At 38.0% G+C, this 24,028-nt stretch carries 21 protein-coding genes, 2 tRNA genes and 1 other RNA gene; 14 read left to right on the forward strand and 10 right to left on the reverse strand.

Translation table 11 applies throughout. From position 1 onward, the window contains the following. Nucleotides 1–46 precede the first annotated feature (46 nt). The 5 genes from lpdA (at nucleotide 47) to ACYSN2_RS10160 (ending at nucleotide 4,893) form a co-directional block, all read left to right on the forward strand. Nucleotides 47–1,477, forward strand: a complete 1,431-nt coding sequence (gene lpdA / locus ACYSN2_RS10140) for a dihydrolipoyl dehydrogenase (RefSeq protein WP_461750145.1) — start codon at nucleotides 47–49, stop codon at nucleotides 1,475–1,477. A 448-nt stretch (nucleotides 1,478–1,925) separates the two neighbouring features. Further along, nucleotides 1,926–2,000: transfer RNA gene (locus tag ACYSN2_RS10145), tRNA-Glu, on the forward strand. Nucleotides 2,001–2,456: 456 nt separating this feature from the next. Then, nucleotides 2,457–2,531, forward strand: a tRNA-Glu gene (locus tag ACYSN2_RS10150). A gap of 217 nt (nucleotides 2,532–2,748) precedes the next feature. Next, a complete protein-coding gene (locus tag ACYSN2_RS10155; protein ID WP_461750146.1) occupies nucleotides 2,749–3,075 on the forward strand; it encodes a non-heme iron oxygenase ferredoxin subunit in 327 nt (108 codons plus the stop codon). A gap of 315 nt (nucleotides 3,076–3,390) precedes the next feature. Further along, nucleotides 3,391–4,893, forward strand: a complete 1,503-nt coding sequence (locus ACYSN2_RS10160) for a carbon starvation CstA family protein (RefSeq protein WP_461750147.1) — start codon at nucleotides 3,391–3,393, stop codon at nucleotides 4,891–4,893. Nucleotides 4,894–5,098: 205 nt separating this feature from the next. Here ACYSN2_RS10160 and ACYSN2_RS10165 read toward each other — a convergent pair whose 3' ends face one another. Further along, on the reverse strand, nucleotides 5,099–5,683 hold the full coding sequence (locus tag ACYSN2_RS10165) for a uracil-DNA glycosylase family protein (protein ID WP_461750148.1): 585 nt from the start codon (nucleotides 5,681–5,683) through the stop codon (nucleotides 5,099–5,101). Between the two features lie 335 nt (nucleotides 5,684–6,018). Here ACYSN2_RS10165 and ACYSN2_RS10170 point away from each other — a divergent pair, with 335 nt between their 5' ends. The 8 genes from ACYSN2_RS10170 (at nucleotide 6,019) to ACYSN2_RS10205 (ending at nucleotide 13,183) form a co-directional block, all read left to right on the forward strand. Then, nucleotides 6,019–6,501 carry a GNAT family N-acetyltransferase gene (locus ACYSN2_RS10170; RefSeq protein WP_461750149.1) on the forward strand — a complete coding sequence of 161 codons (483 nt, stop codon included), beginning with the start codon at nucleotides 6,019–6,021 and terminating at the stop codon, nucleotides 6,499–6,501. A 147-nt stretch (nucleotides 6,502–6,648) separates the two neighbouring features. Further along, complete coding sequence (locus tag ACYSN2_RS10175) at nucleotides 6,649–7,749, forward strand: nucleoid-associated protein (protein ID WP_461750150.1); 1,101 nt, start codon at nucleotides 6,649–6,651, stop codon at nucleotides 7,747–7,749. A 175-nt stretch (nucleotides 7,750–7,924) separates the two neighbouring features. Beyond that, nucleotides 7,925–8,599: a 7-cyano-7-deazaguanine synthase QueC gene (gene queC, locus ACYSN2_RS10180; RefSeq protein ID WP_461750151.1), complete on the forward strand. Its 675-nt coding sequence runs from the start codon at nucleotides 7,925–7,927 to the stop codon at nucleotides 8,597–8,599. Further along, the gene (gene queD / locus ACYSN2_RS10185; RefSeq protein WP_461750152.1) at nucleotides 8,600–9,025 is read left to right on the forward strand and encodes a 6-carboxytetrahydropterin synthase QueD; all 426 of its coding nucleotides are present in this window, start codon (nucleotides 8,600–8,602) and stop codon (nucleotides 9,023–9,025) included. Beyond that, nucleotides 9,022–9,729: a 7-carboxy-7-deazaguanine synthase QueE gene (gene queE / locus ACYSN2_RS10190; protein ID WP_461750153.1), complete on the forward strand. Its 708-nt coding sequence runs from the start codon at nucleotides 9,022–9,024 to the stop codon at nucleotides 9,727–9,729. Before queD ends, queE begins: the two co-directional genes overlap by 4 nt. Before the next feature lie 510 nt (nucleotides 9,730–10,239). Continuing rightward, nucleotides 10,240–11,214, forward strand: a complete 975-nt coding sequence (locus ACYSN2_RS10195; protein ID WP_461750154.1) for a DUF1852 domain-containing protein — start codon at nucleotides 10,240–10,242, stop codon at nucleotides 11,212–11,214. A gap of 81 nt (nucleotides 11,215–11,295) precedes the next feature. After that, nucleotides 11,296–12,324, forward strand: a complete 1,029-nt coding sequence (locus ACYSN2_RS10200; protein ID WP_461750155.1) for a methionine synthase — start codon at nucleotides 11,296–11,298, stop codon at nucleotides 12,322–12,324. A 379-nt stretch (nucleotides 12,325–12,703) separates the two neighbouring features. After that, a complete protein-coding gene (locus ACYSN2_RS10205; protein ID WP_461750156.1) occupies nucleotides 12,704–13,183 on the forward strand; it encodes a flavin reductase in 480 nt (159 codons plus the stop codon). Between the two features lie 54 nt (nucleotides 13,184–13,237). Here the strand turns inward: ACYSN2_RS10205 and ACYSN2_RS10210 are convergent, their stop codons facing one another. From ACYSN2_RS10210 to ACYSN2_RS10240, 7 genes are all read right to left on the reverse strand, one after another. Then, entirely contained in the window at nucleotides 13,238–14,365 is a 1,128-nt protein-coding gene (locus ACYSN2_RS10210; RefSeq protein ID WP_461750157.1) for a hypothetical protein, read from the reverse strand. After that, nucleotides 14,362–15,954 (reverse strand): AAA family ATPase, encoded by a 1,593-nt coding sequence (locus tag ACYSN2_RS10215; protein WP_461750158.1) that lies wholly within the window; start codon nucleotides 15,952–15,954, stop codon nucleotides 14,362–14,364. The genes ACYSN2_RS10210 and ACYSN2_RS10215 overlap by 4 nt, the downstream gene beginning before the upstream one ends. Before the next feature lie 125 nt (nucleotides 15,955–16,079). Further along, nucleotides 16,080–17,708 (reverse strand): bifunctional aspartate transaminase/aspartate 4-decarboxylase, encoded by a 1,629-nt coding sequence (locus ACYSN2_RS10220; protein ID WP_461750159.1) that lies wholly within the window; start codon nucleotides 17,706–17,708, stop codon nucleotides 16,080–16,082. A gap of 331 nt (nucleotides 17,709–18,039) precedes the next feature. Then, nucleotides 18,040–18,783, reverse strand: a complete 744-nt coding sequence (locus ACYSN2_RS10225) for a Fic family protein (protein ID WP_461750160.1) — start codon at nucleotides 18,781–18,783, stop codon at nucleotides 18,040–18,042. 261 nt (nucleotides 18,784–19,044) lie between these two features. After that, nucleotides 19,045–19,399, reverse strand: a transfer-messenger RNA (tmRNA) gene (ssrA, locus tag ACYSN2_RS10230). Between the two features lie 117 nt (nucleotides 19,400–19,516). Further along, nucleotides 19,517–20,119 (reverse strand): tetratricopeptide repeat protein, encoded by a 603-nt coding sequence (locus ACYSN2_RS10235; protein WP_461750161.1) that lies wholly within the window; start codon nucleotides 20,117–20,119, stop codon nucleotides 19,517–19,519. Between the two features lie 62 nt (nucleotides 20,120–20,181). Continuing rightward, entirely contained in the window at nucleotides 20,182–20,835 is a 654-nt protein-coding gene (locus tag ACYSN2_RS10240) for a hypothetical protein (RefSeq protein ID WP_461750162.1), read from the reverse strand. A gap of 115 nt (nucleotides 20,836–20,950) precedes the next feature. Here ACYSN2_RS10240 and argF point away from each other — a divergent pair, with 115 nt between their 5' ends. Next, nucleotides 20,951–21,952, forward strand: coding sequence for an ornithine carbamoyltransferase (gene argF / locus ACYSN2_RS10245; protein ID WP_461750163.1), 1,002 nt, complete (start codon nucleotides 20,951–20,953; stop codon nucleotides 21,950–21,952). A gap of 132 nt (nucleotides 21,953–22,084) precedes the next feature. On the opposite strand, the gene ACYSN2_RS10250 is transcribed toward argF, so the two are convergent. Then, nucleotides 22,085–22,663 (reverse strand): hypothetical protein, encoded by a 579-nt coding sequence (locus ACYSN2_RS10250; protein ID WP_461750164.1) that lies wholly within the window; start codon nucleotides 22,661–22,663, stop codon nucleotides 22,085–22,087. A 275-nt stretch (nucleotides 22,664–22,938) separates the two neighbouring features. Continuing rightward, nucleotides 22,939–23,640, reverse strand: coding sequence for a tetratricopeptide repeat protein (locus ACYSN2_RS10255; RefSeq protein WP_461750165.1), 702 nt, complete (start codon nucleotides 23,638–23,640; stop codon nucleotides 22,939–22,941). Nucleotides 23,641–24,028: the final 388 nt, after the last annotated feature.

The following is a 24,028-nucleotide window of genomic DNA, read 5'->3' on the forward strand; positions in this document are numbered from 1 at the left end:
TTATTGTTGAATGTGATGATAAAGGATCTTTTTTAAGGAAAATATCATGGCAAAAAAAGAATTTGATGTAATCGTCATCGGCGGTGGTCCTGCGGGTTATGTGAATGCAATTCGTGCAGCGCAATTGGGTCTTAAAACAGCATGTGTTGAAAAATGGATCGGTAAAACAGGCAAGCCAGTATTGGGCGGAACCTGTTTAAACGTGGGCTGTATTCCTTCAAAAGCATTATTAGAATCTTCAGGTCTTTATGTTGCGGCAAAAGATAGCTCAGAAGATCATGGAATCACAGTAGGCGAGATTTCAATCGATCCTAAAGCGATGATCGAACGTAAAGATAAGATCGTCACTGAATTAACATCAGGTATTGCGATGTTATTCCAAGCGAACAAAGTAGAGTGGCTTCAAGGTACAGGTAAACTTCTTGCAAATAATGAAGTTGCTGTAACGGATCATGAAGGTAATGTTGAAACGTATAAAGCAAAAGACGTTGTATTAGCAACAGGTTCAGTGCCAATGGATATTCCTTCGGCAGTTGTGGATAACAATCGTATTATCGATTCTGAAGGCGCACTTAACTTAACAGAAGTACCAAAGCGTTTAGGTGTGATTGGTGCTGGCGTTATCGGTCTTGAGATGGCGAGTGTTTGGTCAAGACTTGGTGCAGAAGTTGTGATTTTTGAAGCGATGGATAACTTCCTTTCAGCGGCAGATCAGCAAATTGCGAAAGATGCAGCGAAACACTTCAAAAAACAAGGTTTAGATATTCGTTTAGGCGCGCGCGTGAATGAATCTATCGCAACGGATAAAGACGTTGTTGTGAAATACAGTGACAAAAAAGGCGAGCACGAAGAGACGTTTGATTACCTTTTAGTAGCAGTTGGTCGTAAAGCATTTACAGATGGCATCGTTGACGAAGCAGTGGGTCTTGAAATGGATGGTCGTTTAGTGAAAGCAGACGATAATTGTAAGACAAATATTGCCAATGTTTGGGCGATTGGTGACTTAGTTCGTGGACCAATGCTTGCGCATAAAGGTTCAGCTGAAGGTATCGCAGTTGCACAACGTATCGCAGGTCAATATGGCCGAGTAAACTACGATGCAGTTCCATGGGTAATCTATACAACACCGGAAATTGCATGGGCAGGTAAAACGGAAGAGCAGTGTAAAGCTGAAGGTATTGAAGTAATTACAAGCTCATTCCCATTTGCAGCATCAGGCCGCGCAAAAGCAATGGGTACAACGGAAGGTTTAGTGAAAGTGATCGCAAATGCGAAAACAGATAAACTTCTCGGCGTACATATTGTAGGACCAAATGCTTCAGAGCTTATTCATGAAGCGGTAATCGTTCTTGAATTTGGTGGTACATCAGAAGATTTAGCAAGCACAATGCATGCGCATCCAACACTTGCTGAAAGTGTAATGGAAGCTGCACACGGCATTCATAAAAGTGCAATTCACATGATGAATCGTAAATAATACGGATATTACGGCGTTATGTAATAGCGGTGAACTTATCGCTATACAGCGCTATACAGCGTTATACAGGTATGATTCAAAGCGTTTCCTTCGGAAAGCGCTTTTTTATGGGACGAATACTTATCTTCTTCTGAAAATCTCGTGGCAACCATATCGATTCTTTTGGAATTTTAAAGCTAAATGACGATGAAATAATGATGGTTGAGAGGATGTAGACATTTTATCTTGCAATACATTCGTTATGATTCGTGGAAATTGTGGGAATATCTAGCTTTTATGAAAATATAGATGTGAATAAATGTTTAAATAAATTCAATGAGATAAAAATGTAGCAATAAAAAGATAGAGAATTATTGCATAAAAAAAGATCGGAAGTTTGACATCCATCAGGGATAGTCCTATTATAGCTACCTGTTCAAGAGGACAACTAGTCCAAAAGAACGATTTGGTCCCTATCGTCTAGCGGTTAGGACACTGCCCTTTCACGGCGGCAACCGGGGTTCGAATCCCCGTAGGGACGCCAAATACAAGCCTACTGATCTAATCAGTAGGCTTTTTTGGTTCTGTTAGAAAATGAAAAATTGGAAGTATGATTTTGAAATAGCTCACAGTAAAAATAGACTCTTCCAATAGAGGATTATGAATTCGAAGCGATGCTAGATCTGTTTTTAGAGATGGAAATTGCTGGCACAAGATTTTCAGAAGCATGCAAGCATTCGAACCAGTGGTGAATCTGCCTATGTCACATTATTGAACCTTTCTAAATGGATTCCGCTATTAGGAAGTATTTCGAAAAGTTTTTAAAAAACATCATCTAATTTTGATTCTGTATTGATATAAAATCCTAATAATTCAATATATTAAATAAGTCCTTAGAGTTGTGTTTAAAATTTAATCATTTTATTTTTTGACATTGAAGAGGTTTAGTCCTATTATAGCTTCCTGTTCACGAGGGCAACAAGCCCAAAAGAACGATTTGGTCCCTATCGTCTAGCGGTTAGGACACTGCCCTTTCACGGCGGCAACCGGGGTTCGAATCCCCGTAGGGACGCCAAATACAAGCCTACTGATCTAATCAGTAGGCTTTTTTGGTTTTAGTCATTTCACATTTCAATAGTGCATTTTTCAGATCTACTTTGTAGATTGCTTGAGAATATGGCGAAACCATTAAAATGATATTTAAACCGATATTTAGAAATTTTGAGACATTTAAATATAGTAAAATCAGTTTGAAACGGATTTGAGTAATATTGCGTGAGCAAGGAGAAAGTATGGCAAAGGTATTTATCTGTAAAGTAACGGAGCTTGCGCAGGGCGAGATGCGTAAATTTACAACGGAAGCGGGCGAGTTATTAGCTTTCAATCGCCAAGGTGAATTTTATGTCACGGATGATCAATGCACGCATGCAACGGCATCTCTATCTGAAGGAGATTACTTTGATGATACGGTGAGTTGCCCACTTCATTGGGGCGAGTTTAATATCATCACAGGGGAAGCAACAGCAGCGCCTTGTAAAAAACCGCTTCGCACGTACCGAGTGATTGTCGAAGGCGATGATCTCTATATTGATAGTGAATTAGAAGCGCTTGAAGCGTAATACGATCATATAGATATTTATATTTCAATATCCTTAATATCCGATACTTCAAGACTTCAGTGCTTGGATGTTATAAAACTCTCACTTTCTGCGGTAAATATCTGCGGTGGAAGTGAGAGTTTTTTTATGGGCTTTTGAAACTTGTTTGTGGATAAAGCGCTTAGAGCATATTTTACCGAAAGGTATATTTTGCCTTCTATCTGTACAAGCTGCGTAATCCGAGCTATATAATAATTGACGCTTTTATAAAAATAATAACAATCAGGGATCAAAAAAAGCGCACAACTATTTAAGGGTTAATCTCAGGAGGAGTATATGTTTACATTTATTGGGGGAGTACTGCTGTTAATTCTAGGTTATTTTACCTATGGAAAATATGTGGAGAAGGTCTTTGGCATTAAAAGTAGACCAACGCCAGCATATACCAACAGCGATGGGGTGGATTACGTGCCGATGAATACGGCGAAGAATTCCATGATTCAGTTACTCAATATTGCCGGTGTAGGACCAATTTTCGGACCTATTTTAGGAGCGCTTTATGGTCCGGTGGCATTTATTTGGATTGTTTTCGGCTGTATTCTTGCCGGCGGTGTTCACGATTATCTGACGGGTATGATCTCCATTCGAAATCGTGGGGCGCATTTACCGGAACTTGCCGAGAAATTCTTAGGAAAATCCATGCGTCACATTGTGAATGCATTTGCATTGCTGCTTTTAGTGTTAGTGGGAACGGTTTTCGTTTCAGCACCAGGGCAGTTGCTCTATGATTTAATGGGCGGAAAAATCGGGATTGCGATTATTGTGGGCGTGATCTTTGTGTACTACGTTTTAGCGACATTGTTACCGATTGATAAAATCATCGGACGATTCTATCCGTTCTTCGGTGTGTTATTAGTGATTAGTGCGGTTGGAATCGGCGTAGGTCTAGTCGTTACCGGCGAAGCTACTAATATTCCGGAACTGACGTTAGATAATCTTCATCCGGGCGGGCTTGCGATTTTCCCACTTCTTTTCTTAACGATCTCTTGCGGTGCGCTTTCAGGTTTCCACGCAACACAATCGCCGATTATTTCTCGTACCACGCAAAATGAAGGGCATGGACGTAAAATTTTCTACGGCATGATGATTGCAGAAGGCATCATTGCGATGATTTGGGCAGCGGCTGCGATGGCGATGTTCTATGTGCCAGATGCACCCTTTGGCGCAGGATTAAATGATGTACTGAAAGATGGCGGACCGGCATTAGTTGTGAGTAAAGTTGCTGTGATGATGCTCGGTGGATTTGGCGGAACATTAGCGATTTTAGGCGTGATTATTTTACCAATCACTTCCGGCGATACGGCATTTAGAAGTGCGAGAATGATCATTGCCGATTATCTCAAAGTGAGTCAAGAGAAAGTCACAAGCCGTTTATGGATTGCTCTGCCGATGTTTGTGATCTCAGCGATTCTTTTACAATTAGACTTTAATATCTTATGGCGCTATTTCTCATGGGCGAACCAATCAACGGCGGTAATAGCACTATTTGTCGGCGCAATGTATCTCTACATTGGCGGCCGAAATTACTGGATTTCGCTCTTGCCGGGAATCTTTATGCTGTTAGCAACGACAACTTATATCCTTGAGCAACCGATTGGCTTTGGTCTTTCCACAAGCGTTTCACAAAGTGGCGCTGTAATCGTTTCGATTATATTAGTGGGGCTTTTCTTCTGGCAAGCACAACGTCAAAAAGCGAAAGGTTTACCGCTGGAAGATGATTTGAAAGATTGGAATGGCGAATTGCCGAAAGGATATGACTTTACCTGTAAAGGTTTATAGTCCGATTTTAGCGGATATCATTATCGAATCTTGATAACAACCAAAAAATCCCGAGGAGCAATCTTCGGGATTTTTGTATTGCGAGATCTGTATTTAAATAATCTCTGAATAAACGTAACAAATCTGAATTTGTTTTTCGGGTACGAGATTTTTTAATGAGCGCCAATATTCTCTCCCGCCATTCAATAGCGCTTCTTAAGAATCCTTATTTTCCTAAAACAGCGTGAACTTGTTTCTGTAATGCTGGTACAACTTCAGTTTCAAACCATGGATTCTTCTTTTGCCAAATGCGATTTCTTGGCGAAGGATGTACTAATGGGAAATATTTCGGAAGATATTGCGCATAGTTTTTGATGATTTCTGTTAAATTTTCTTTAGGCGTTTTCGCAAGATAAGCATGATTTGCGTAACTGCCGATGGTAATTGTCAGCTCTAAATTGGGCATTAAAGCGAGCAGTTGTGGATGCCACTTTTCGGCGAAACCTTTTCGTGGCGGAAGATCGCCGGATTTTCCCATGCCGGGAAAGTAAAAATCCATTGGCAAAATGGCAAAGAGATTTTGGTCATAAAAGGTTTCCCGTGAAACATCGAGCCAAATTCGAAGCTGATCTCCGCTCGGATCATTCCAATACAGCTTCGTCTCTTCGGCAATTCTCCCCGGCGCTTGCCCGATAATCAGAATCTTGGCAGAAGCCGAAGCGCTATACAGAGGATCGATTCCTTTTTGCGTATATTGCGCATTCATCGGGTCGTTTTTAATAGCTTCAAAGATTTGTTGAAATGTCGTCATGATCGCTCCTAATCTCTTCCTGAGTTTTTATGGTAGTTCTTTGATCATAAAGTAGATTTTAAAATAAGGAAATAAAACCTTTCAGAAGCTTTGAAGAAACCTTTTCAGAAAACCTTTTAGCAATATTTGCCGGCAATGTAATCGGTACTAACAGTGAGAATAATTAAGATTGTTGCCATTTCGGCAATGTGCTAAAACAGCAATAAGCTTGCAGTATTTTGAGGCTTGAATTGCCGGAAGCGTGGTCAAAGACGAATAGAGAAAAGCAAATAGAGAAAAACGACTAGAGAACTTTATGAGAAGTTTATCAATAGGAAATGAGGAGCAAGGAAGCGATGAATCAAGTAGAGAATGAGTGTAGCAAAGCCACTTTGCCGGTGGAAATGTCGTATGCAACCGCCGAAGATTTTGCAGAATGGTTGCCACTTTGGCAAGGCTATTTAGAGTTTTATAAAACTGAATTAGCAGATGATGTAACGAAGCGCAGTTGGGAAAGATTTCTGAATCCGGAAAAAGATCAATATTGTTTGGTAGCGAAGATCGATCAAAAAATTGTGGGCTTTGCGACTTTTACATTTCATGCATCGACTTGGACAGATCAGGAATATTGTTATTTAGAAGACCTTTTTGTGAATCCTGAGCTTCGTGGACAGAAAATTGGGAAACAGCTCATTGAGTTTCTTGCCGGCATTGCCAAAGCGCGAAATTGCGCAAGAGTGTATTGGCATACGCAAGAAACGAATCATACGGCGCAAAAGCTCTATGATTGGATTGCCGATAAGCCGGGAATGGTAAAATATCAGATGAATCTGAAGTAATTTCGGCATTTTCATCGGATGAATTTTTCATGGATTCCGGCAATGAATATGTAAAAGATTCTCTTTTTGAACATCCTTTTAGATGTACTTTTAACCGTGATGCGCTATATTTAGAGCCTTCTTTTTAAGGCTTTAAATGAGGCGCATGTGTTAAATATCAGTTCAGCAAAGATTGAGAAAATTATTATTCATCAAGTCGGCAATGGCGGAAGGGAAGAGCTCTGTCTTTTTTCTGAAAACAGCACAACGCCGAGCGCATCTTTGGAATCTTTGCTGTTAGAGCATTATCTTTTGCCGTTAACGGAGCTTGAAGATACATTTGAATTTAATGTCGATGAATTGAATGATGAAGCTTCGGCAACTGAGGAATCATCAGATACCAATCAGATTGCCAATCTTATCGCCGATTATTCAGAACGCATTTTTACAGATAGCGAAAGCTTTCAAGAAGTATCGGTCGATATTGCCAAGCACCTTTATAGCGTGACAAATCACCCCAATATTGCCGGCGGGGATTTTATTATTATTCTCTTTTCCGGTATCTTTGCCGATATGGAAGATTCATCAGAAGGGATCTCCGAGCCATCATGCGCATTAGGGATTTTCAAAGTAGAATCGAAAGATGATTATCTCGATATCTTTGATAATCACGGTACCTTAGAATTTGTGGAAAAAGAGGGGATTTCGCTGAAAGATATTCAGAAAGGCGCACTGATTTTTGCGCATGATTATTCGGTATTAGCGATTGATAGCTTGAAGAAACGCACGAAATATTGGCATGATGATTTCCTCAATCTAAAGCCAAAACAGACAGAAATTGCCGAGCTCAAAGCGAGTAAAGAACTCTATCAAGGTTTGAGTAAACGCATCGAAGCACCGAATCAGCGTTTGGAATTTAATCAGCGTTTAGAGGCGCATCTTGATGAACATGAAGAGATTAAGTTTAGCGATTTAGAAAATTATTCGCGCTCCTTTGTGGAAGAGCCGGATATTCATCGTGTGTTTAATGCCGTACAGAATCGTTCTGGTTTTGAGATTGATCGTGATATTGCCGTGCCGAGTGCAGAATTTCGAGAAAAATCGAAAGGAATCATGAAGAAAATGTCGGTGGCAAAAGGCGTGGATTTAATGATTAGTAATCCGGATACTTATCTCAACGGCATTACCATTGAAGAAACCGAAAAGGGATTTAGAGCAGTCATTAATTTTGATGTGTATTCATCAGATGCCGATCAATCAGAAGAGTAAAGATCGCAACAAGATTGTAAAAAGATTGCATCAGGATCGGGAAAATCCGGAAAAGACTTGGTAAACGCTGAAAAAGAGGGAAGCACTAGATCTCCTAAAAAAATTTGTTATACTTAGGCACGCTATTGAGCAGAGGTTTTAGCGAAACCCTCTATAAAAAACTAAGGAGATCAGTGTGAATAAAGATCGTGCCATCGTCGTTTTCAGCGGCGGTCAAGATAGTACGACTTGCCTTTTCTGGGCAAAACAGCAATTCAAAGAAGTCATTGCCTTGACTTTCAATTACGGACAAAGACACAGTAACGAAGTAGAGTTCGCCGAGCGCATTGCCAAAGAGCAAGGTGTGGAATGGCTCTCTTTCGAGATCGATCTGTTCGGACGTTTAACCAAAAATGCCTTAACGAGTAGCGATATGGATATCGTTGCAGAAGATGGCGAATTGCCATCTACATTCGTTCCTGGGCGCAATCATCTTTTCTTTTCACTTGCCGCAATGGTCGCATATCAACGAGATGCGAAGCATATTATTGTGGGCGTGAGCGAAACAGATTTTAGTGGTTATCCAGATTGCCGTGATAATTTTGTGAAATCCTTAAACGTGACTTTAAACCTTGCAATGGATGCAACCTTTGAGATTCATACGCCATTAATGTGGCTGGATAAAAAAGAAGTGTGGGCATTGTCAGATCAGTTGGGCGCGTTTGAGTATGTTCGAAATCATACCTTAACTTGCTATGACGGAATTCCGGCAAGCGGTTGCGGGAAATGCCCGGCATGTATTTTACGAAATGATGGTTTAACGGCATATTTGGAAGAATCCAAAGGGTTATTGCCGGTAAAGGAGCGATAAATGTTACAGCAATTTTATCCCACTCCCGCGCATGGTTATTGCTTTGAGCTCAATAAAGATCTGCATTTTGCGGCAGCTCATTTTTTAGAACATGAAGATGCCGGCATTTGCCGAAGAATGCATGGTCATACCTATTTTGTGAATGTGACAATTGCCGGCAATCAGCTCGATGATTGTGGGTTTTTAGTGAATTTCCAAGCTTTGAAACAGCTCGTTCATGGACAATATGATCACTCGTTATTGAATGATCATGTCGATTTTCAAGATGGAACGCCTTCCACAGAACGAGTTGCCGAAGCGATTTGGCGCAGAATTCAAGATTATCTCAATCAGCTTTCGCATCAACCTCGTTGCATTCAGATTTTAGTACGAGAAACGCCAACAAGTTATGTTCGCTACTTGCCGAATGAGGAGATGTTTGCATGAATTTTCCGGTATTAGAAATTTTTGGACCGACCATTCAAGGCGAAGGGATGGTCATTGGCCGAAAAACCAGTTTCGTGCGATTAGCTGCTTGTGATTATCAATGCGTTTGGTGCGATTCCAAATTCACATGGGATGGCTCCATGAAGCCGGACTTGATGAATGTGGAAACGATTGTCGAACAGTTAGAGAAAATCTCCAATGGGCAAGCAGATCACATTACGATTAGTGGCGGTAATCCTGCGCTCTATAAAGGATTAGATCAACTAGTGATAGCACTACAAGATCGCGGTTTTAAAGTTGCGATTGAAACCCAAGGTTCCCGTTGGAATGATGCGCTACTTCTTATTGATGAAGTGACGATTTCCCCAAAACCGCCTTCAAGCGAAATGGAAACGGACTTTGAAGTCTTAACCGACATGATCACGAAACTGCAAGATCGAGATATTTCTCTGAAAGTCGTGGTATTTGATGATCTTGATCTCGAATATGCTGAAGAGATTCATCAAAGATATCCCAATATTCCGCTCTTCGTACAAGTGGGAAATGACTTAACTGAAAATAGCGATGAAGCAGAAACCGCATATTATCTACTGAATCGTTACCGTGAATTAGTCGATCAAGTCGTTGCCTCAAAAACTTTGAAAAACGTCCGAGTATTACCACAACTTCATGCACTATTGTGGGGAAATCGACGAGGGGTTTAAGATGGGTATTTATGGATATTTGAAATACCAGATCAATAAATAGAACGATGATTGATAGATATGAATAGCTTACTTCGGGTAAGCTATTTTTTTTGCGATATTGTTTTTTTAATAGAATCTTATGGCTATTTCGGTTTAAAACTTTTAAAAGATTGGATTTTGCTGGCGCGGGATATTCAAAAAAATGTAAGTATTCAAACCAGTGATTATTCAGCCTCTGCTTTCTCATTGAATGTTCTTAAATGAATTTCATTGTAGAACGGATAATAGCTCTTCAAATGAAGATTTTTTAGGAAATAAATCGCTTCTCGGAAAAAATTTTAAATAACGCACAATTCATTGACGACTTAAAACCAACCTAACAACTCTGATTTGTATGATAAAAATCTTATAGTGAATTCTACTCAACTTTTCATGAAATTAAATCAATTTTATTCATGTAGGGAGTTGGGTATGATCGATTCATATTAAGAAGTTTAGTTTTATCTCAGAATTTAGAGGCGGATTATCATGAGTCAAGAGTTTACCTGTTCTATTAAAAGTATTAGCTTTGATGAGAATTACATTCCAGCAAACAGCACGCGTCTTACCACTAACTTTGCGAACTTAGCAAGAGGTGAGAGCCGTGAACAGAACTTACGTAACACGATGCAGATGATCAATAGCCGTTTTAATGATTTAGCAAGTTGGGATAATCCTAAAGGCGATCGTTATTCGGTAGAGCTCGAAATTATTTCTGTAGATCTGGATGTGAAAAATAACGGCGATCAATTCCCGATTATTGAAATCTTGAAAACAAACATTATCGATCATAAAAATAATGAACGAATTGAAGGCATGGTGGGAAATAGTTTCTCTTCTTATGTTCGTGATTATGATTTTAGTGTGGTGCTTTTAGAACACAATAAAGGTCAAGAGAAGTTCTCTGTGCCAGAAGGTTTCGGCGATCTTCACGGTAAACTTTTCAAATATTTTGTGAATTCAGAAGAGTATCAACAGCATTTCCAAAAAGCGCCGGTAATCTGCTTAAGCGTTTCTAGTAGCAAAACGTATTACCGTACGGAAAATCAACATCCGATTTTAGGTGTTGAATATAAGCAAAATGAATTCTCTTCAACAGATGAATATTTTGCGAAAATGGGCTTAGAGGTTCGTTACTTCATGCCTGCAAATAGCGTTGCGCCGTTAGCATTCTATTTCCGTGGCGATCTTCTCAGCGATTACACGAATCTTGAGTTAATCAGCGCAATCAGCACGATGGAAACTTTCCAAAAAATCTATCGTCCTGAAATCTATAATGCAAATGCAACGGCAGGACAATGCTATCAGCCGAGCTTGAATTATGAAAACTACTCATTAACTCGCATTGAATATGACCGTGAAGAGCGCAGTGATTTAGCTGTGAAGCAAGGGAAGTTTACGGAAGAGAATTTCATCAAGCCGTATCAAGCGATTCTTGAGCAATGGGCTGAGAATTACGCATAAAAATCTCGGCAACAACTTTAAAAAACATTAGTTACATCAAATAACAACATATAAAACAATATATAAATGGGGATATCGATCATGTCAAAATTACTACCAACATCAACTGCCGGCAGTTTACCAAAACCATCTTGGCTTTCAGAACCAGAAAAATTATGGTCACCTTGGAAGCTTGAAGAGGAAATCCTAGCAGAGGGTAAACGCGATGCGCTCCTCCTTTCTCTCCAAGAGCAAGTCCACGCCGGCATTGATATTGTTAGTGATGGCGAACAAACACGTCAGCACTTTGTCACAACATTTATCGAGCATTTGGATGGTGTAGATTTTGAACAACGTGAAACTGTGAAAATCCGTGATCGCTATGATGCGAGCGTACCAACAGTTGTGGGCGCCGTTTCTCGTAAGCAACCTGTGTTTGTAGAAGATGCAAAATTTTTAAGAAAGCATACGAAGCAACCCATTAAATGGGCGCTTCCAGGTCCAATGACTATGATCGATACGCTCTATGATGCGCATTACAAAAGTCGTGAAAAACTAGCTTGGGAATTTGCGAAAATTTTAAACCAAGAAGCAAAAGAGCTTGAAGCTGCGGGCGTAGATATTATTCAATTTGATGAGCCGGCATTTAACGTGTTCTTTGATGAAGTGAATGATTGGGGCGTTGCGACTTTAGAGCGTGCAATCGAAGGCTTAAAATGTGAAACAGCAGTACATATCTGCTACGGTTACGGCATTAAAGCAAATACAGATTGGAAGAAAACACTCGGATCAGAGTGGAGACAATATGAAGAAGCGTTCCCGAAACTTCAAAAATCGAATATTGATATTATCTCATTAGAGTGCCAAAACTCTCATGTACCAATGGATCTGATCGAATTGATTCGTGGTAAGAAAGTGATGGTGGGCGCAATTGATGTGGCAACAAATGTGATTGAAACGCCGGAACAAGTAGCAGATACATTACGTAAAGCGCTTCAATTTGTAGATGCAGATAAACTCTATCCATCGACAAACTGCGGCATGGCGCCATTATCTCGCCGTGTTGCAAGCGGTAAGTTAAGAGCATTAAGTGCCGGCGCTGAGATCGTTCGTAGAGAGCTTTTATCATAAAACTTTGATTCTCAGTTTGAAGATAAATTCATCCAATAATGCCTCGTTCCCGTAACGGGGCATTATGCGCTATCGGCATAAGATTTGATTGTATTTATTGAGAGCTAATTATGCGATTCAGTGACGACATTCAATATCTTATTTCGGTTTAAGGGTAAGTTTAAGAGCAAGATTTCAAATGACGGTAACACGGCTGGCGCGAGATATATGGAAGAATGCAAACATTCGATCCAGCAATGAATCAGCCTTAGTTGGATTATTGAATTCTCTTCAATCAATGTCGCTATTAAAATAATAAGAATAAAAAACAACCAACAATAATTAAAAACTATCGAAAGTATCAGACACAAAATCATTTAGGGAAAGCTAGGGAACAGTCATGATTGAAGCAACAGACTTTAGAAACGCCATGTCGTTATTAACAGGTGCTGTAAATGTGATTACCACAAGAGGGGAATCGGGGCGTTATGGATTTACGGCATCGGCAGTATGTAGCGTGACAGATTCCCCACCAACGTTATTGGTATGCATGAATAAATCCGCAAGTTCGCATGCGCATTTTGTGGATAATAAAATTCTCACAGTGAATGTACTTGGTGCAGATCATCAAAATATCTCTACGGCATTTTCTTCCAAAATGAGCCCAGAAGAACGCTTTGAACACGGCAATTGGACAGAGCTTGAAACAGGTGCACCGGTACTCGATGATTCTTTAGTAAGCTTTGATTGTCATATCGACCAAGTGCAAGAAGTCGGCACGCACACAATCTTTATCTGCAATATTGTTGCGATTCAAGAGAGCGAGCAGAATAGAGGATTGGTCTATTTTAACCGCGCGTATCATCATGTTGGAGCTTAAAGTAATCCCAACATGATGTGTCAACGGTTAAATAAATTTACTAATTACTTTTCATCATAATGCAGTTTTACTGATTTTTGGGAATGCTAGGGACCACTCCATAATTAGTTTAGCGTAACTTTCTAAACGAGTACCGAGTATTGAAGAAGTTATAGTATCCCGTAAATTGGGGTATTTATTTTTTTCTATATAGTCTACGAGTTTTTCTAGAAAATCACTTCCAAGTGCTACATATATTTTTCTTTGAGCCTGTGTGCCCTGTTTATATGCTGCTAAATATACTTTACGTTTATTTTTTATTAAGTTTGTCCATTGTTTTTTTGCTTTAGTATCTTTCAAGCTAACCCATTTTGAACTATCGAGATCTAGATTTGAATGATGGTCTAGGCCACTCTTTAGATCAGCAAATAAGTATTCTGTATTTTCGATAGGGGAATCAAAAGCAAGACCTAGATCGATATTTTCAGGAGCAGTTTCTCCATTTTGAATAGCTATTAATAGTCTCAAAGTTTCTATTGGAATTAAATTCTCTAATTCTTGGCAGTCATTTAGTATTATTTTTTTTGCAATATGTTTTCCATATTGGATATCGATAGAGTTAACATTTTTAGCAGTTTCTTTAGGTGTATCAGAAGAGTATAGTTTGTCACTATCGACTATGCATAAAGTGATTCGTGATTTAATTGCTTGAGCGAATACTTTATGGGTAGTACTTCCTCCACCATTTTCTGGATACATTCTTATTTGATGATGAGAAAAGCCACTTTGTTTTTTATAGCTTTCTGCAATGAAATTATAAAAAAAAGCATCAGTTAAATTTTCACATATGAGATGTAAGGGATGATGTTGATATTCTTTTTCATAAAAAAATAAATAACTAACAGGGGAAGTAGAAGTTATATTATTTTTTGTCTTTTTTTCTATTGAAAAATCAACCTCTAAGTAATGCATATCTTCAGACTTTATTGTATTAAGAACTTTTCTTGACGCCTCAAATATAATACGTAAAACCTTCTTCTCATCACTATTTAGGGAATTAGAAGATTTTATTAGTTGGTAATCTGAATTTTCAATTAATACCATATGGTTATTGATGGTTATAGGGTTAAGAAAATCTTTAAGAACATTAATCTTTTTTGGGGATATATCGAAATTAATAAAATTTTTAATTATTATAATCATAGGTAGTTATTAGCAGAAAGAAAGCCAGTAGGCCAATTATTTATATATCCATTTTCATCAAATGTTGCATGTTGTATTGAGCTTAGTCCTTCAGAATCCTTATGAAATAAATCAATCTCAACTAGATCATGATTTAAATCTCCGGAAAGAATACTATCGCTGACAGCATCAATAAGACTTGTGCTATGGGTTTCTAGTATGAAGTTAATATTTGGGGTATTTGTTATAATTTTGGAGATAGCTTTTCCTAAAAGATACTGGAGCTCAGGGTGTAGATGCAGTTCTGGCTGTTCAATAGCGAAAGTTATTATTTTTGTATTACGACTTTGTAATCTTGAAGGTAAATCATTAAATCGTCTAATTTCAAGCCATATTGAAACTAAAATAGGAAGTATTTGTGAGTAGCCAAACCCCATGTCATTTATGTTATAAAAGTACTTATCCGTATTAGACTTTATTTCTAGGGCGTAGTGTATAGAATCTGAAGTTGTTAAATTTACTTCAAAATTCAAGTTTTTCTTGAGCCAAGTACTTAATTCCTGAATACCTGTTACTCCTAGAGAATTAATCACCATGTGGAGATTAGATCCTAGGTGATCTATCTCATGAACTTGTAAGGATTGGTGCCTATAAAATCTTTCAGATGAGGCACGAGTGGGACCAATGTATTTTACTTCACAAAACTTTTGTTCAAGGTCATTATTAATAGCCCGTAAAATTGAGTGAAGTTTTAATGCTAAGAGATCTAATTGAATTTTTTTTAAAATTTTACGATCATCATTTAATAATGCTTCGATAATATATTTAGGAAAACGTAGGCTTCTTATTTGTTCTAGTAGCGCATCTAAAGTATTAAAAACTAGTTTAGAACATCTTTCTTGTAAATACGCAGGAGACTTTCTATACAAAGGTATAATTTCATTTACTATGTTATCGATGAGATTTTTTTTTGTAAATTCGACATCTTTACTAAGGCTAAAATAATTTTTTTCTTTTTTGTCAGACTTGTAAATCAATATTTGAGGTAGTAAATCGTTAGTGCTTTTTAAAAATTTGCTAAAAGGATATGATGTTTGATTAGTACTATTATTATCTTTAATAACAGTACTGAGGATATCGCCATTGTTTGTATATTGTATATGAATAGAAATATCATATTGAGTCATAGATATTTTCAACTCATTTTGTTCTTTGCCAACACCAATTTCTAAATCAATTATTGAAGGTATGTCATCAGTATTAATTTCTTTGTTATATCCTAAGAATCTAGGGAAGTCAGAAAATGAATAAAAATCTGGGGAAGAAATAATGGAGGGTAAGGAAAATGAAAAGCAAAATCTTATATTAGGGTCTTTCTCTTCGTCTTTTGTTAATGAGTTGATGGCAATATCAAATCCGCCAAAGTCTACAAATTTCCCAAACCAAAGAATTGGGCTATCAGTGTCGGTTTCAATAGATTGGCGCAATAATGGGAATAATCGTAAGAAAGTACTTTTACCACAACTATTCTGACCTACTAATAGATTAATTCTTTTTAAATTTATGGAAGTTACAGTCTCTTTAAAGCTACGTAAATTTTTTACAGACATGCTAGTTATCATGGATTACTACCCTTAGTGTTAAAAGTATACATTTATTGTAGCTTGATTATGGTTCTTTTCAAGAAGATCTAAAGGCAAGTTATTTAGTTACTATTCTTAAATAGACATAAAGATTAAAAAATCCCCTTGATGTGAGATAAGCCTTTTTGATTAAGGGGTATTTTTTTAAACTCCAAATAAGATTCTTCGGCAAATTTTCTTAAAGAAGCGCCGATAGTGCCGTATTGGTATTCATTTAAGTTCGCTAAAGAAGCTCTTGCAGAAGGATGTTGTACGCCAAACCCTTCGCCCGGCAATAGAACCACGCCAGTTTCATGAGCAATGCGGAAGAGGAGTTCGGTCGGGTTTTTATTCTCTAAAATCCAATCCGCAAACTCATCGCCGTAAAGCGCTCGGGATGTTTTTTCTAAGTCGATCAATGTGTAGTAATCAGTTGCATTCGGATTCTGTTCCACCGGCGTTCCAAGCTGACGATACAACGCTGCATTACGATTTCGTAGAATGGTTTTGACGGCATTTTTATAATTTTGCTTTGAATCCATCATGTCAAAGAGCGCAAATAATACCATCTGCACTTGCTGTGGCGTTGATAAGCCGGCAGTGTGATTGAGGGCAACGGTACGGCTATCGGCAACCATGCGATCAATAAACTTTAAACCTTCCGGATTGGTCGTTAGGGAAGCGTAACGCTCGCATAATTCTGCTTGTGCTGTTGCCGGTAATGCTTTAATTTTTTCATCGAGAACATTCTCTTTTGTGAGTGCAATAACGCCTAAACGCCAACCAGTTGCGCCGAAATATTTAGAGAATGAATAGACTAAAATCGTATTTTTTGGGCAGATTGCAAATAAGGATTTGAAATCATCGGCAAAAGTGCCGTAAACATCATCCGTTAAAATAATTAAATCAGGGCGTTTTTTCACGATATCAGCGAGAATTTCTAAGCTTTTGTTATCCAATTTTACCGATGGCGGATTACTTGGATTCACGAGAAAGAATGCTTTGATCGAGGGATCTTCTAATTTACGAAGCTCTTCTTCCGGATATTGCCATTCCAAAGCGGGATCAGCGTTAATTAATACCGTATCAAGCTCGTAATCGTTCAGATGCGGAATTTCGAGATACGGCGTAAAAATTGGTGCGCCAATGGCAATACGATCTCCTTTTTCGATCAGTTTATTCTCTTTTAAGGAGTTGAAAATATAGGACATTGCCGCCGTTCCACCTTCTACGGCAAAGAGATCGAGATCTTCTTTTTGTAACCCTTGAATGCCCATTTCACGAAGCACATATTCTTTAATAATATCTTCGCTCACCGTCAGCATACGATCTGGCACAGGATAGTTGCAGGCTAAAATGCCTTCGACAATTTCCAGTAAAAATTGATTCGGATCGATGCCTAATTGATCTTTCACATAAGAGATCGCTTTTGCTAAAAAGACAACGCCGGGTTTATCTCTATTTTCCATCAGGAAATTATCAAATCGAGCGGTTAAACCTTCCGCACGAGGAAAACCGCCAAGCCCTTCATTCGTATAGGAGAAAGAAAATTCAGATTCTGTTGCCGAAAATAATCCGAGTTGAAAAAAAGCTCTGCGAGGAATGGTTGCCAAAAAGTTCGGGTTTCCACGTCCGGCATTTAACATGAGATTATCTCGGCTGTTAGATGCTACTTCGATCAATTTATCTTTTAACTCAAAAGGACTGAGCTTTGAATATTTTGAATAGTCTATGTTTTCCATGTTTTTTCCTATAGATAAAGCAGTAATGGGTTCAGCTATATGAATAACTTCTCATAACGTATATTTTCAAATGATTTATAACTAATTTTAATAATATTTAGGTTTATTTACAAAATCATTATTTTAGGATAGCAATTAAAAATATATGTGCAATTAGCTATTGGGATAATGGAGCTGGATATTTAAATAAAGAGATGTGTTGTTGTAATGACTGGATATTCGATGAAAGAATATGATCCTCAGTGTGATAAAAAGAATAGGATTTTATAAAACCATAAGCTAATGAAAACTTTGGACTTATATCTTTTGGATTTTGCAATATAGATAAATTCTATCCAACAATATCCCAATATCTTTCTAGCGATCTTAGTTCTTCTTGTATGAATAGCTCATTAATTTGCGAATAATCCTGACCTCTACAGGCAATATCTAACGCATCATAATAAGCTAAACGATTTTCAGCTCGAATGATGACAGGTAGATAATCTGCTTGCATCAAAATTAAATTGCTTATTAAGCGTCCTGTTCTACCATTTCCATCACTGAAAGGATGAATTTTAACGAATTCATTATGGAACATTGCCGCGCGAATCACCGGATGAAGTTGATTAAATTCGTCACTATGAAACCATTGCATGAGCTCTTTCATCGCATCGGATACTTTAAGGTGATTCGGCGGTGTAGTGGAAGCACCACTAATAACAACGTTTTGTGTTCGATATGCACCGGCATCTTTAACGGTATTTTTTGTCACTAGATAATGCGTTTCTTTAATCATATTTTCGAGTAAAGGCTCATCATTTCTAATTAAGGATTGAATGTAATCAATAGCTTCTTGATGATTAATGACTTCTAAATGTTCACGTAGTGTTTTCCCTTGTCCAACCGTTAATCCTTCAAGGATTACCTTTGTTTCATTCAAGGTTAAAGTATTTCCTTCAATGGCATTGGAATGATAGATCCACTCAAGATTCATCGCTTCTTGTAATGATGATAATGTGAGTTCAGGCAATGGTCGTAAGTCATGGATTTGATCTTTTAAAGTATCAATTTGATTTAATTTTTCCTGAACCATATTTATTCCTTAGATTGTTTAGTGGTTAGTGCGAAGTATGCCGTGTTTTAAACGCATATTTAGTTAGTGTTTCATATGTGCAGAGCTGATAAGTAGCGATATGTGTGATTGAATTTCTGTATGTTAAGAATCTTATAATAAAGAATTATCATGATATATGCTTGTATTGATACCGTAATTTAAGAGGTTGCTGATGAAACGGCTATTTGAATTTTAGGTATAAAAAAGCCACTTCCTTTCGAAAGTGGCTTTTCAGCTAGCTGGTGGAGGCGGCGGGATTTGAACCCGCGTCCGAAAACTATCCATTCTTGGTACTACATGTTTAGCCGAATCTTTAATTTAACTTCACGTCGTCCGACCGGCAGGAGACGCAAAGCGGTTCTAAGTTTAGTTTTGGAGAATACCCCTTAGAAATGATATTTTCCTATTTCGTTTAAGTTGACTGATGAATAATACTGAACGAACACAATATTATGATCAGTTAGCGGCCTAAGCTGCTAAAGCGTAGTTATTATCGTTTGCAATTATAACTGTTTGCCGCGTTTTTACGAGACTCTCGACCTTCTCGACATGCACCTCAAACTTCAACATCCCCGTCGAATCCAAGAACGCCCCCATTTAAGTTGATCAGGCATTATAAAGCTTTTACAGAATTTACACAATAGGAAATGTAAAGAATAGCGGAATCAATGAATTATCAGTTTTTTATTGTATCTAGATGTATCTAGAGAAATTACTGAAGTTCTGGATGTTTCGTTATGAGTTCTTGAAGTGCGATATTTGCCGGCGTAAAGTTATCTGTTACCAACATCTCTAATAGCTGTTTTGCGCGCGGGAGATCTTTTTGAATGCCGGGACGAGATTTCGTTAGCAGTTTTGCGAGTTCCATTTGTGCATGTTGATGATTTCTTTCGGCAGCAAGTTCATAGAAAGTGACGGCTTTCGGCACATTTAAGCCAACGATGACATCATTTGCATACATATAACCAATTTTGAAGAGCAAATCTCTGTTTTCATCCGTATCTGGAAGCGCTAATATTTTTGCTTCGAGCTTGTCGATTTCTGTAATGGATAGCGGTTCTTCATTTTTAGAAAGGAGGAAGTAACGCAGTGCTAAAGCGAGATCAATGGAGGTTTCGCTCTTCTCTAATTCGATTAAACCAAGATAGTAGAGCGCTTTGGTATATTTTTTATTAACCGCTTTTTCTAAATATTGCGCCGCTTTCACAGGATCTTTAGCCACATATTTCCCTTCAAAGTAGAAGGTTCCCATGCGATATAGATCGACTTTGTTATTAAGCGCTGCGGAGATTCTGGTAAATAGATATTCGAGCATAAGATTCCTCTGAATTTTTTAAAGTGAATCATTTATTGCCGGCAATATGTGATGCCGGAACTTTAATAAGCTTGATAGCTCTTAAGACGAAGTTCATACCGGCGACCTTTTTCGTAGTATGCAATTAATGCCGGCAAATAGTAATGTTGCGGTGAGAGCGCTAATTCAATGCGGTCATCTCCTTCGCCGCTGACATATAAAATGATTGGTGTTGTTTTACCATTGATATAGCCTTCTATTTCTCCTTCCATAATAAATGGAGGGCGTTCATAGACTTTTTTACCGTTGGTAGATTGTACGGTTTCTGTTAAAGGCGCTTGATTGAGTGTTGCTTGCCATGCTGTTGTAAAGAAGTCTTGAGAAAGGGCTGTCATCGGCGCTGAAAGAGATTGTCCATTTCTGCCGTAATGAATCATTTTATTTTTGAGATCAAAATTGGCATAAGCATAAGGTTTTCCCTTGCGTGTATCTCGAAAGGATTCGGTGATGAGGCGATTATCTTTCAATAAACCTTCACTTTTAAACTGCATATTCTTAAACGGGATATGCACATCAGTTTCTAATTGATATTGACCATCGCCGTATTGAAACGTCATGGTTGCCGGCACTTGGAAAGGACCTGTAAAGTTGAGCTTTAAACGTTGTGGCAATGGTTCTGCTTGTATTGATGTTATAAAAAAAGTCAGTGAGAAAAGAAGCAGTAAGCGTTGAATCATGATAGGAAACCTTTAAATATATAGGAAGGGCTCTATATCCCTGATATGATGAATTCTGCTCAGGATTTCTGAGCTTTGTTAAACATTCATATTATACTGCGAATAGGAGCTGCGCATGCAACCGAATTTACGTCAAAGACATTTCCTTAAACTACTCGATTTCTCGAAAGATGAGATTCTCTATCTTGTAGGATTAGCTGAAGATCTCAAAAGAGCGAAGCAAGCGGGAATAGAGCAACGACGATTAAGCGGAAAAAATATTGCGCTCATTTTTGAAAAATCATCTACAAGAACACGTTGTGCTTCAGAAGTTGCAGCTGCGGATCAAGGTGCTGTAACAAGCTACTTAGGAAGCGATGGCACGCAAATTGGTCATAAAGAATCAATGAAAGATACGGCACGTGTTTTAGGCGATATGTACGATGCGATTTTATATCGTGGTTTCAGTCAAGATGTGCTTGAAAATGAATTAGCGGCATATGCCGGTGTTCCGGTTTATAACGGTTTAACGGATGAGTTCCATCCAACACAAATGCTTGCTGATCTCTTAACAATGAAAGAGAATAGCGATAAGCCTATTTCAGAATTAAGCTACGCTTATTTAGGAGATGCGCGTAACAATATGGGGAATTCTCATCTTGTAATGGCAGCAAAACTAGGCGTTGATTTCCGTGTCGGTGCGCCGAAGCATCTTTGGCCGGAAGAATCATTGATTCAGCAATGCCAAGAGCTTGCAAAAATCAGTGGTGCAAATCTTACCTTTACAGATAGTGCTGAAGAAGCAGTGAAAGGCGTGGATTACGTTCATACAGATGTATGGGTTTCTATGGGCGAGCCTGAAGATGCATGGCGCGAGCGTATTGAAATCTTAACACCGTTCCAAATCAATGCCGCATTAATGAAAGCTACTGGCAATAAGAATACGAAGTTCATGCACTGTTTACCGGCATTCCATAACCGTGAAACAACTGTCGGCGAGTGGATCTATCAAACATTCGGTTTAGACGGCGTTGAAGTCACAGAAGACGTGTTCGAAAGTGCGCAAGGCGCTCAATTCCAACAAGCTGGAAACCGTATGCATACGATTAAAGCGGTAATGGTTGCGACATTAGGATAATTTCTAAGAATTGAATCGAAACATTATTGGTGTATCCAATCGATTCATCAATGAAAAGGTAAAAGCTAGAAGGGATAATCTCTTCTAGCTTTTTTCATCTTTGATATTTCTCTGATATTTTTACGGCAACCGTTAATATTGAATATTAGCTTTATCTAGGGATTTGGTTAATTGTTGAATTTGAATATCTAAATCGGGGATTAAGGTATTTTTTCCTAAGGTCAGTATCATTTCTAATTCTTGGATACCTTTTTTTCGTTGATCTAATGTTCCTGTTGTTGCTGTCTCGTAAGCTTTCGGGATGTTTGTCATGATCTTTTCAGCAGATTGTAGAATGGTAGGTTGTAGTTGCAAAGAGATAGGTGCTTCTTGCATATTGTGCCAAATGAACGACGAAGTTTCTAAAGGATAAGCTTTCCAAGGATCGCTAGCATTTTTACTTTCATCTATAAATAACTCTATAGATGATAAGTTGCTTTCGATCTCATTTTTGAGGGATTGTTGCAAGTAGTAGATGTTTTTTTGATTTGTGATGTGATCAAACTGCATCGCTTGTTTAAATCCTTGAGTTGCCGCTAAATATACGCCTAAGATCGTCGCCATTAATATAAATAGTTGGCTTACCCAAAAACTAGGCTTTTTAATTTCACTTTGAGTAGATGGGGAATTAATTGCGGGAAGTTCAATATTGGTAGCGGTTTTTTGTGACATATATACATTCCTAACAAAGTATTAAAATGAGAAATTCACGTGAGTATTACTTATTTGATTTTATCACTAAGAATGTGTTTTATTAATAATTGTATATAGCCAATTTTTTCTAAAGATCATTATATGTATGTTGTAATATTACGGATGGGAAGTTTGGCGAGTTCTTAAATGAAATAAACCCTTCCAAATTGAAAGGGTTTATTTCATCTCTTTTGTTTTACAAAGTATATATATAGTAACAATCCAGTGAAGATATTAGTGTGATCTATATATTGTTACACACCATTATTGAGTCTTCTTAGTAAGTCTTTTGCTTCTTCAGGCGGATAGTTTTGGATAATGCTTAATGCTCTTGGGGCAAAACGATCGCCGGAAGAGGCTGCTTGTTGGAAGAGTTGCATGGCTTGTTGATAATCAGCCGGGAAATCAGGTGTATCTTGAACGTATAGTAAACCTAATCTATATGCAGCATGAGGTTGCTCGGGTAATGCTAATTGATATAGCTGAGCTGCTTCAGGAATACTAACATAAGTACCTTGTCCTGCTTCAAGCATTGAAGCGGCATTTAAAGCGGCTCTTGTATTACCGGCATTTGCGGATTGTTTGAAGTAGCTTAAAGCAGTTTCATAGCTTTTAGGTTCTCCTTGACCGGTGAAAGCAAGCATTCCTAAGTTAAACAATGCACTAGCATTACCTTGATTCCCCGCTTTTTGCCAATAATTCTTTGCTAACGCTAAATTTTGAGGATTGCTCGCATCTTGTGCGTAAGTATTCCCTAAATAATACTGTGCATATTGATCGCCTTTATCTGCAAGTTTTGTAAGATCTGCAGAATTTAAAGAGCGAACCTTTTCAATATGTTCAGGAGAAACGATTGGCGCTGACGTAGCTCCACCATCTTTGTTAGGTGTTGGAAGGCTAATACAGCCCGCTAATATAATAATGGCTGAGGTCATTAGTAAGGAGTGTTTGATCATGGTGAATCCTAAATGAAAAAGTTGAAAAGGGGATCTTTAAAATTCATAAGAGCGATAAGCAGTTACTAATTAGACCCTAATATATTAAATAATGTAGTCATTTTAGGTCAGTGGAAGAATATATGAAAGATAGATTTATCAATTTCATCTTGAATAAAGAAATTTTTCAAGAATTTTGAAATGATATTTGTAATTTTTTGTAAAAACATTTCATTTATTAACAGATAGATAGCATGAATTACTTGTTTTCTTTCAAAATAGACTTGCCAAAAAAAAATAAAGGCGTAATATACACCTTCTTGATTGACGGCAACGTTGAGAAAGGTTCGGAAGGAGGCGGGTTTTGATAGGTTTGTAGTTTGGACTTATCGGTAAGATTAGCTTCTCT

The organism is Ignatzschineria sp. LJL83, from assembly GCF_054871845.1.

Coding starts and splice junctions, on each gene's coding strand:
- lpdA (WP_461750145.1), top strand. CDS start 47: ATGGCAAAAAAAGAATTTGATGTAATCGTCATCGGCGGTGGTCCTGCG.
- ACYSN2_RS10155 (WP_461750146.1), top strand. CDS start 2,749: ATGGCAAAGGTATTTATCTGTAAAGTAACGGAGCTTGCGCAGGGCGAG.
- ACYSN2_RS10160 (WP_461750147.1), top strand. CDS start 3,391: ATGTTTACATTTATTGGGGGAGTACTGCTGTTAATTCTAGGTTATTTT.
- ACYSN2_RS10165 (WP_461750148.1), bottom strand. CDS start 5,683: ATGACGACATTTCAACAAATCTTTGAAGCTATTAAAAACGACCCGATG.
- ACYSN2_RS10170 (WP_461750149.1), top strand. CDS start 6,019: ATGAATCAAGTAGAGAATGAGTGTAGCAAAGCCACTTTGCCGGTGGAA.
- queD (WP_461750152.1), top strand. CDS start 8,600: ATGTTACAGCAATTTTATCCCACTCCCGCGCATGGTTATTGCTTTGAG.
- queE (WP_461750153.1), top strand. CDS start 9,022: ATGAATTTTCCGGTATTAGAAATTTTTGGACCGACCATTCAAGGCGAA.
- ACYSN2_RS10195 (WP_461750154.1), top strand. CDS start 10,240: ATGAGTCAAGAGTTTACCTGTTCTATTAAAAGTATTAGCTTTGATGAG.
- ACYSN2_RS10200 (WP_461750155.1), top strand. CDS start 11,296: ATGTCAAAATTACTACCAACATCAACTGCCGGCAGTTTACCAAAACCA.
- ACYSN2_RS10205 (WP_461750156.1), top strand. CDS start 12,704: ATGATTGAAGCAACAGACTTTAGAAACGCCATGTCGTTATTAACAGGT.
- ACYSN2_RS10210 (WP_461750157.1), bottom strand. CDS start 14,365: ATGATTATAATAATTAAAAATTTTATTAATTTCGATATATCCCCAAAA.
- ACYSN2_RS10215 (WP_461750158.1), bottom strand. CDS start 15,954: ATGTCTGTAAAAAATTTACGTAGCTTTAAAGAGACTGTAACTTCCATA.
- ACYSN2_RS10220 (WP_461750159.1), bottom strand. CDS start 17,708: ATGGAAAACATAGACTATTCAAAATATTCAAAGCTCAGTCCTTTTGAG.
- ACYSN2_RS10225 (WP_461750160.1), bottom strand. CDS start 18,783: ATGGTTCAGGAAAAATTAAATCAAATTGATACTTTAAAAGATCAAATC.
- ACYSN2_RS10235 (WP_461750161.1), bottom strand. CDS start 20,119: ATGCTCGAATATCTATTTACCAGAATCTCCGCAGCGCTTAATAACAAA.
- ACYSN2_RS10240 (WP_461750162.1), bottom strand. CDS start 20,835: ATGATTCAACGCTTACTGCTTCTTTTCTCACTGACTTTTTTTATAACA.
- argF (WP_461750163.1), top strand. CDS start 20,951: ATGCAACCGAATTTACGTCAAAGACATTTCCTTAAACTACTCGATTTC.
- ACYSN2_RS10250 (WP_461750164.1), bottom strand. CDS start 22,663: ATGTCACAAAAAACCGCTACCAATATTGAACTTCCCGCAATTAATTCC.
- ACYSN2_RS10255 (WP_461750165.1), bottom strand. CDS start 23,640: ATGATCAAACACTCCTTACTAATGACCTCAGCCATTATTATATTAGCG.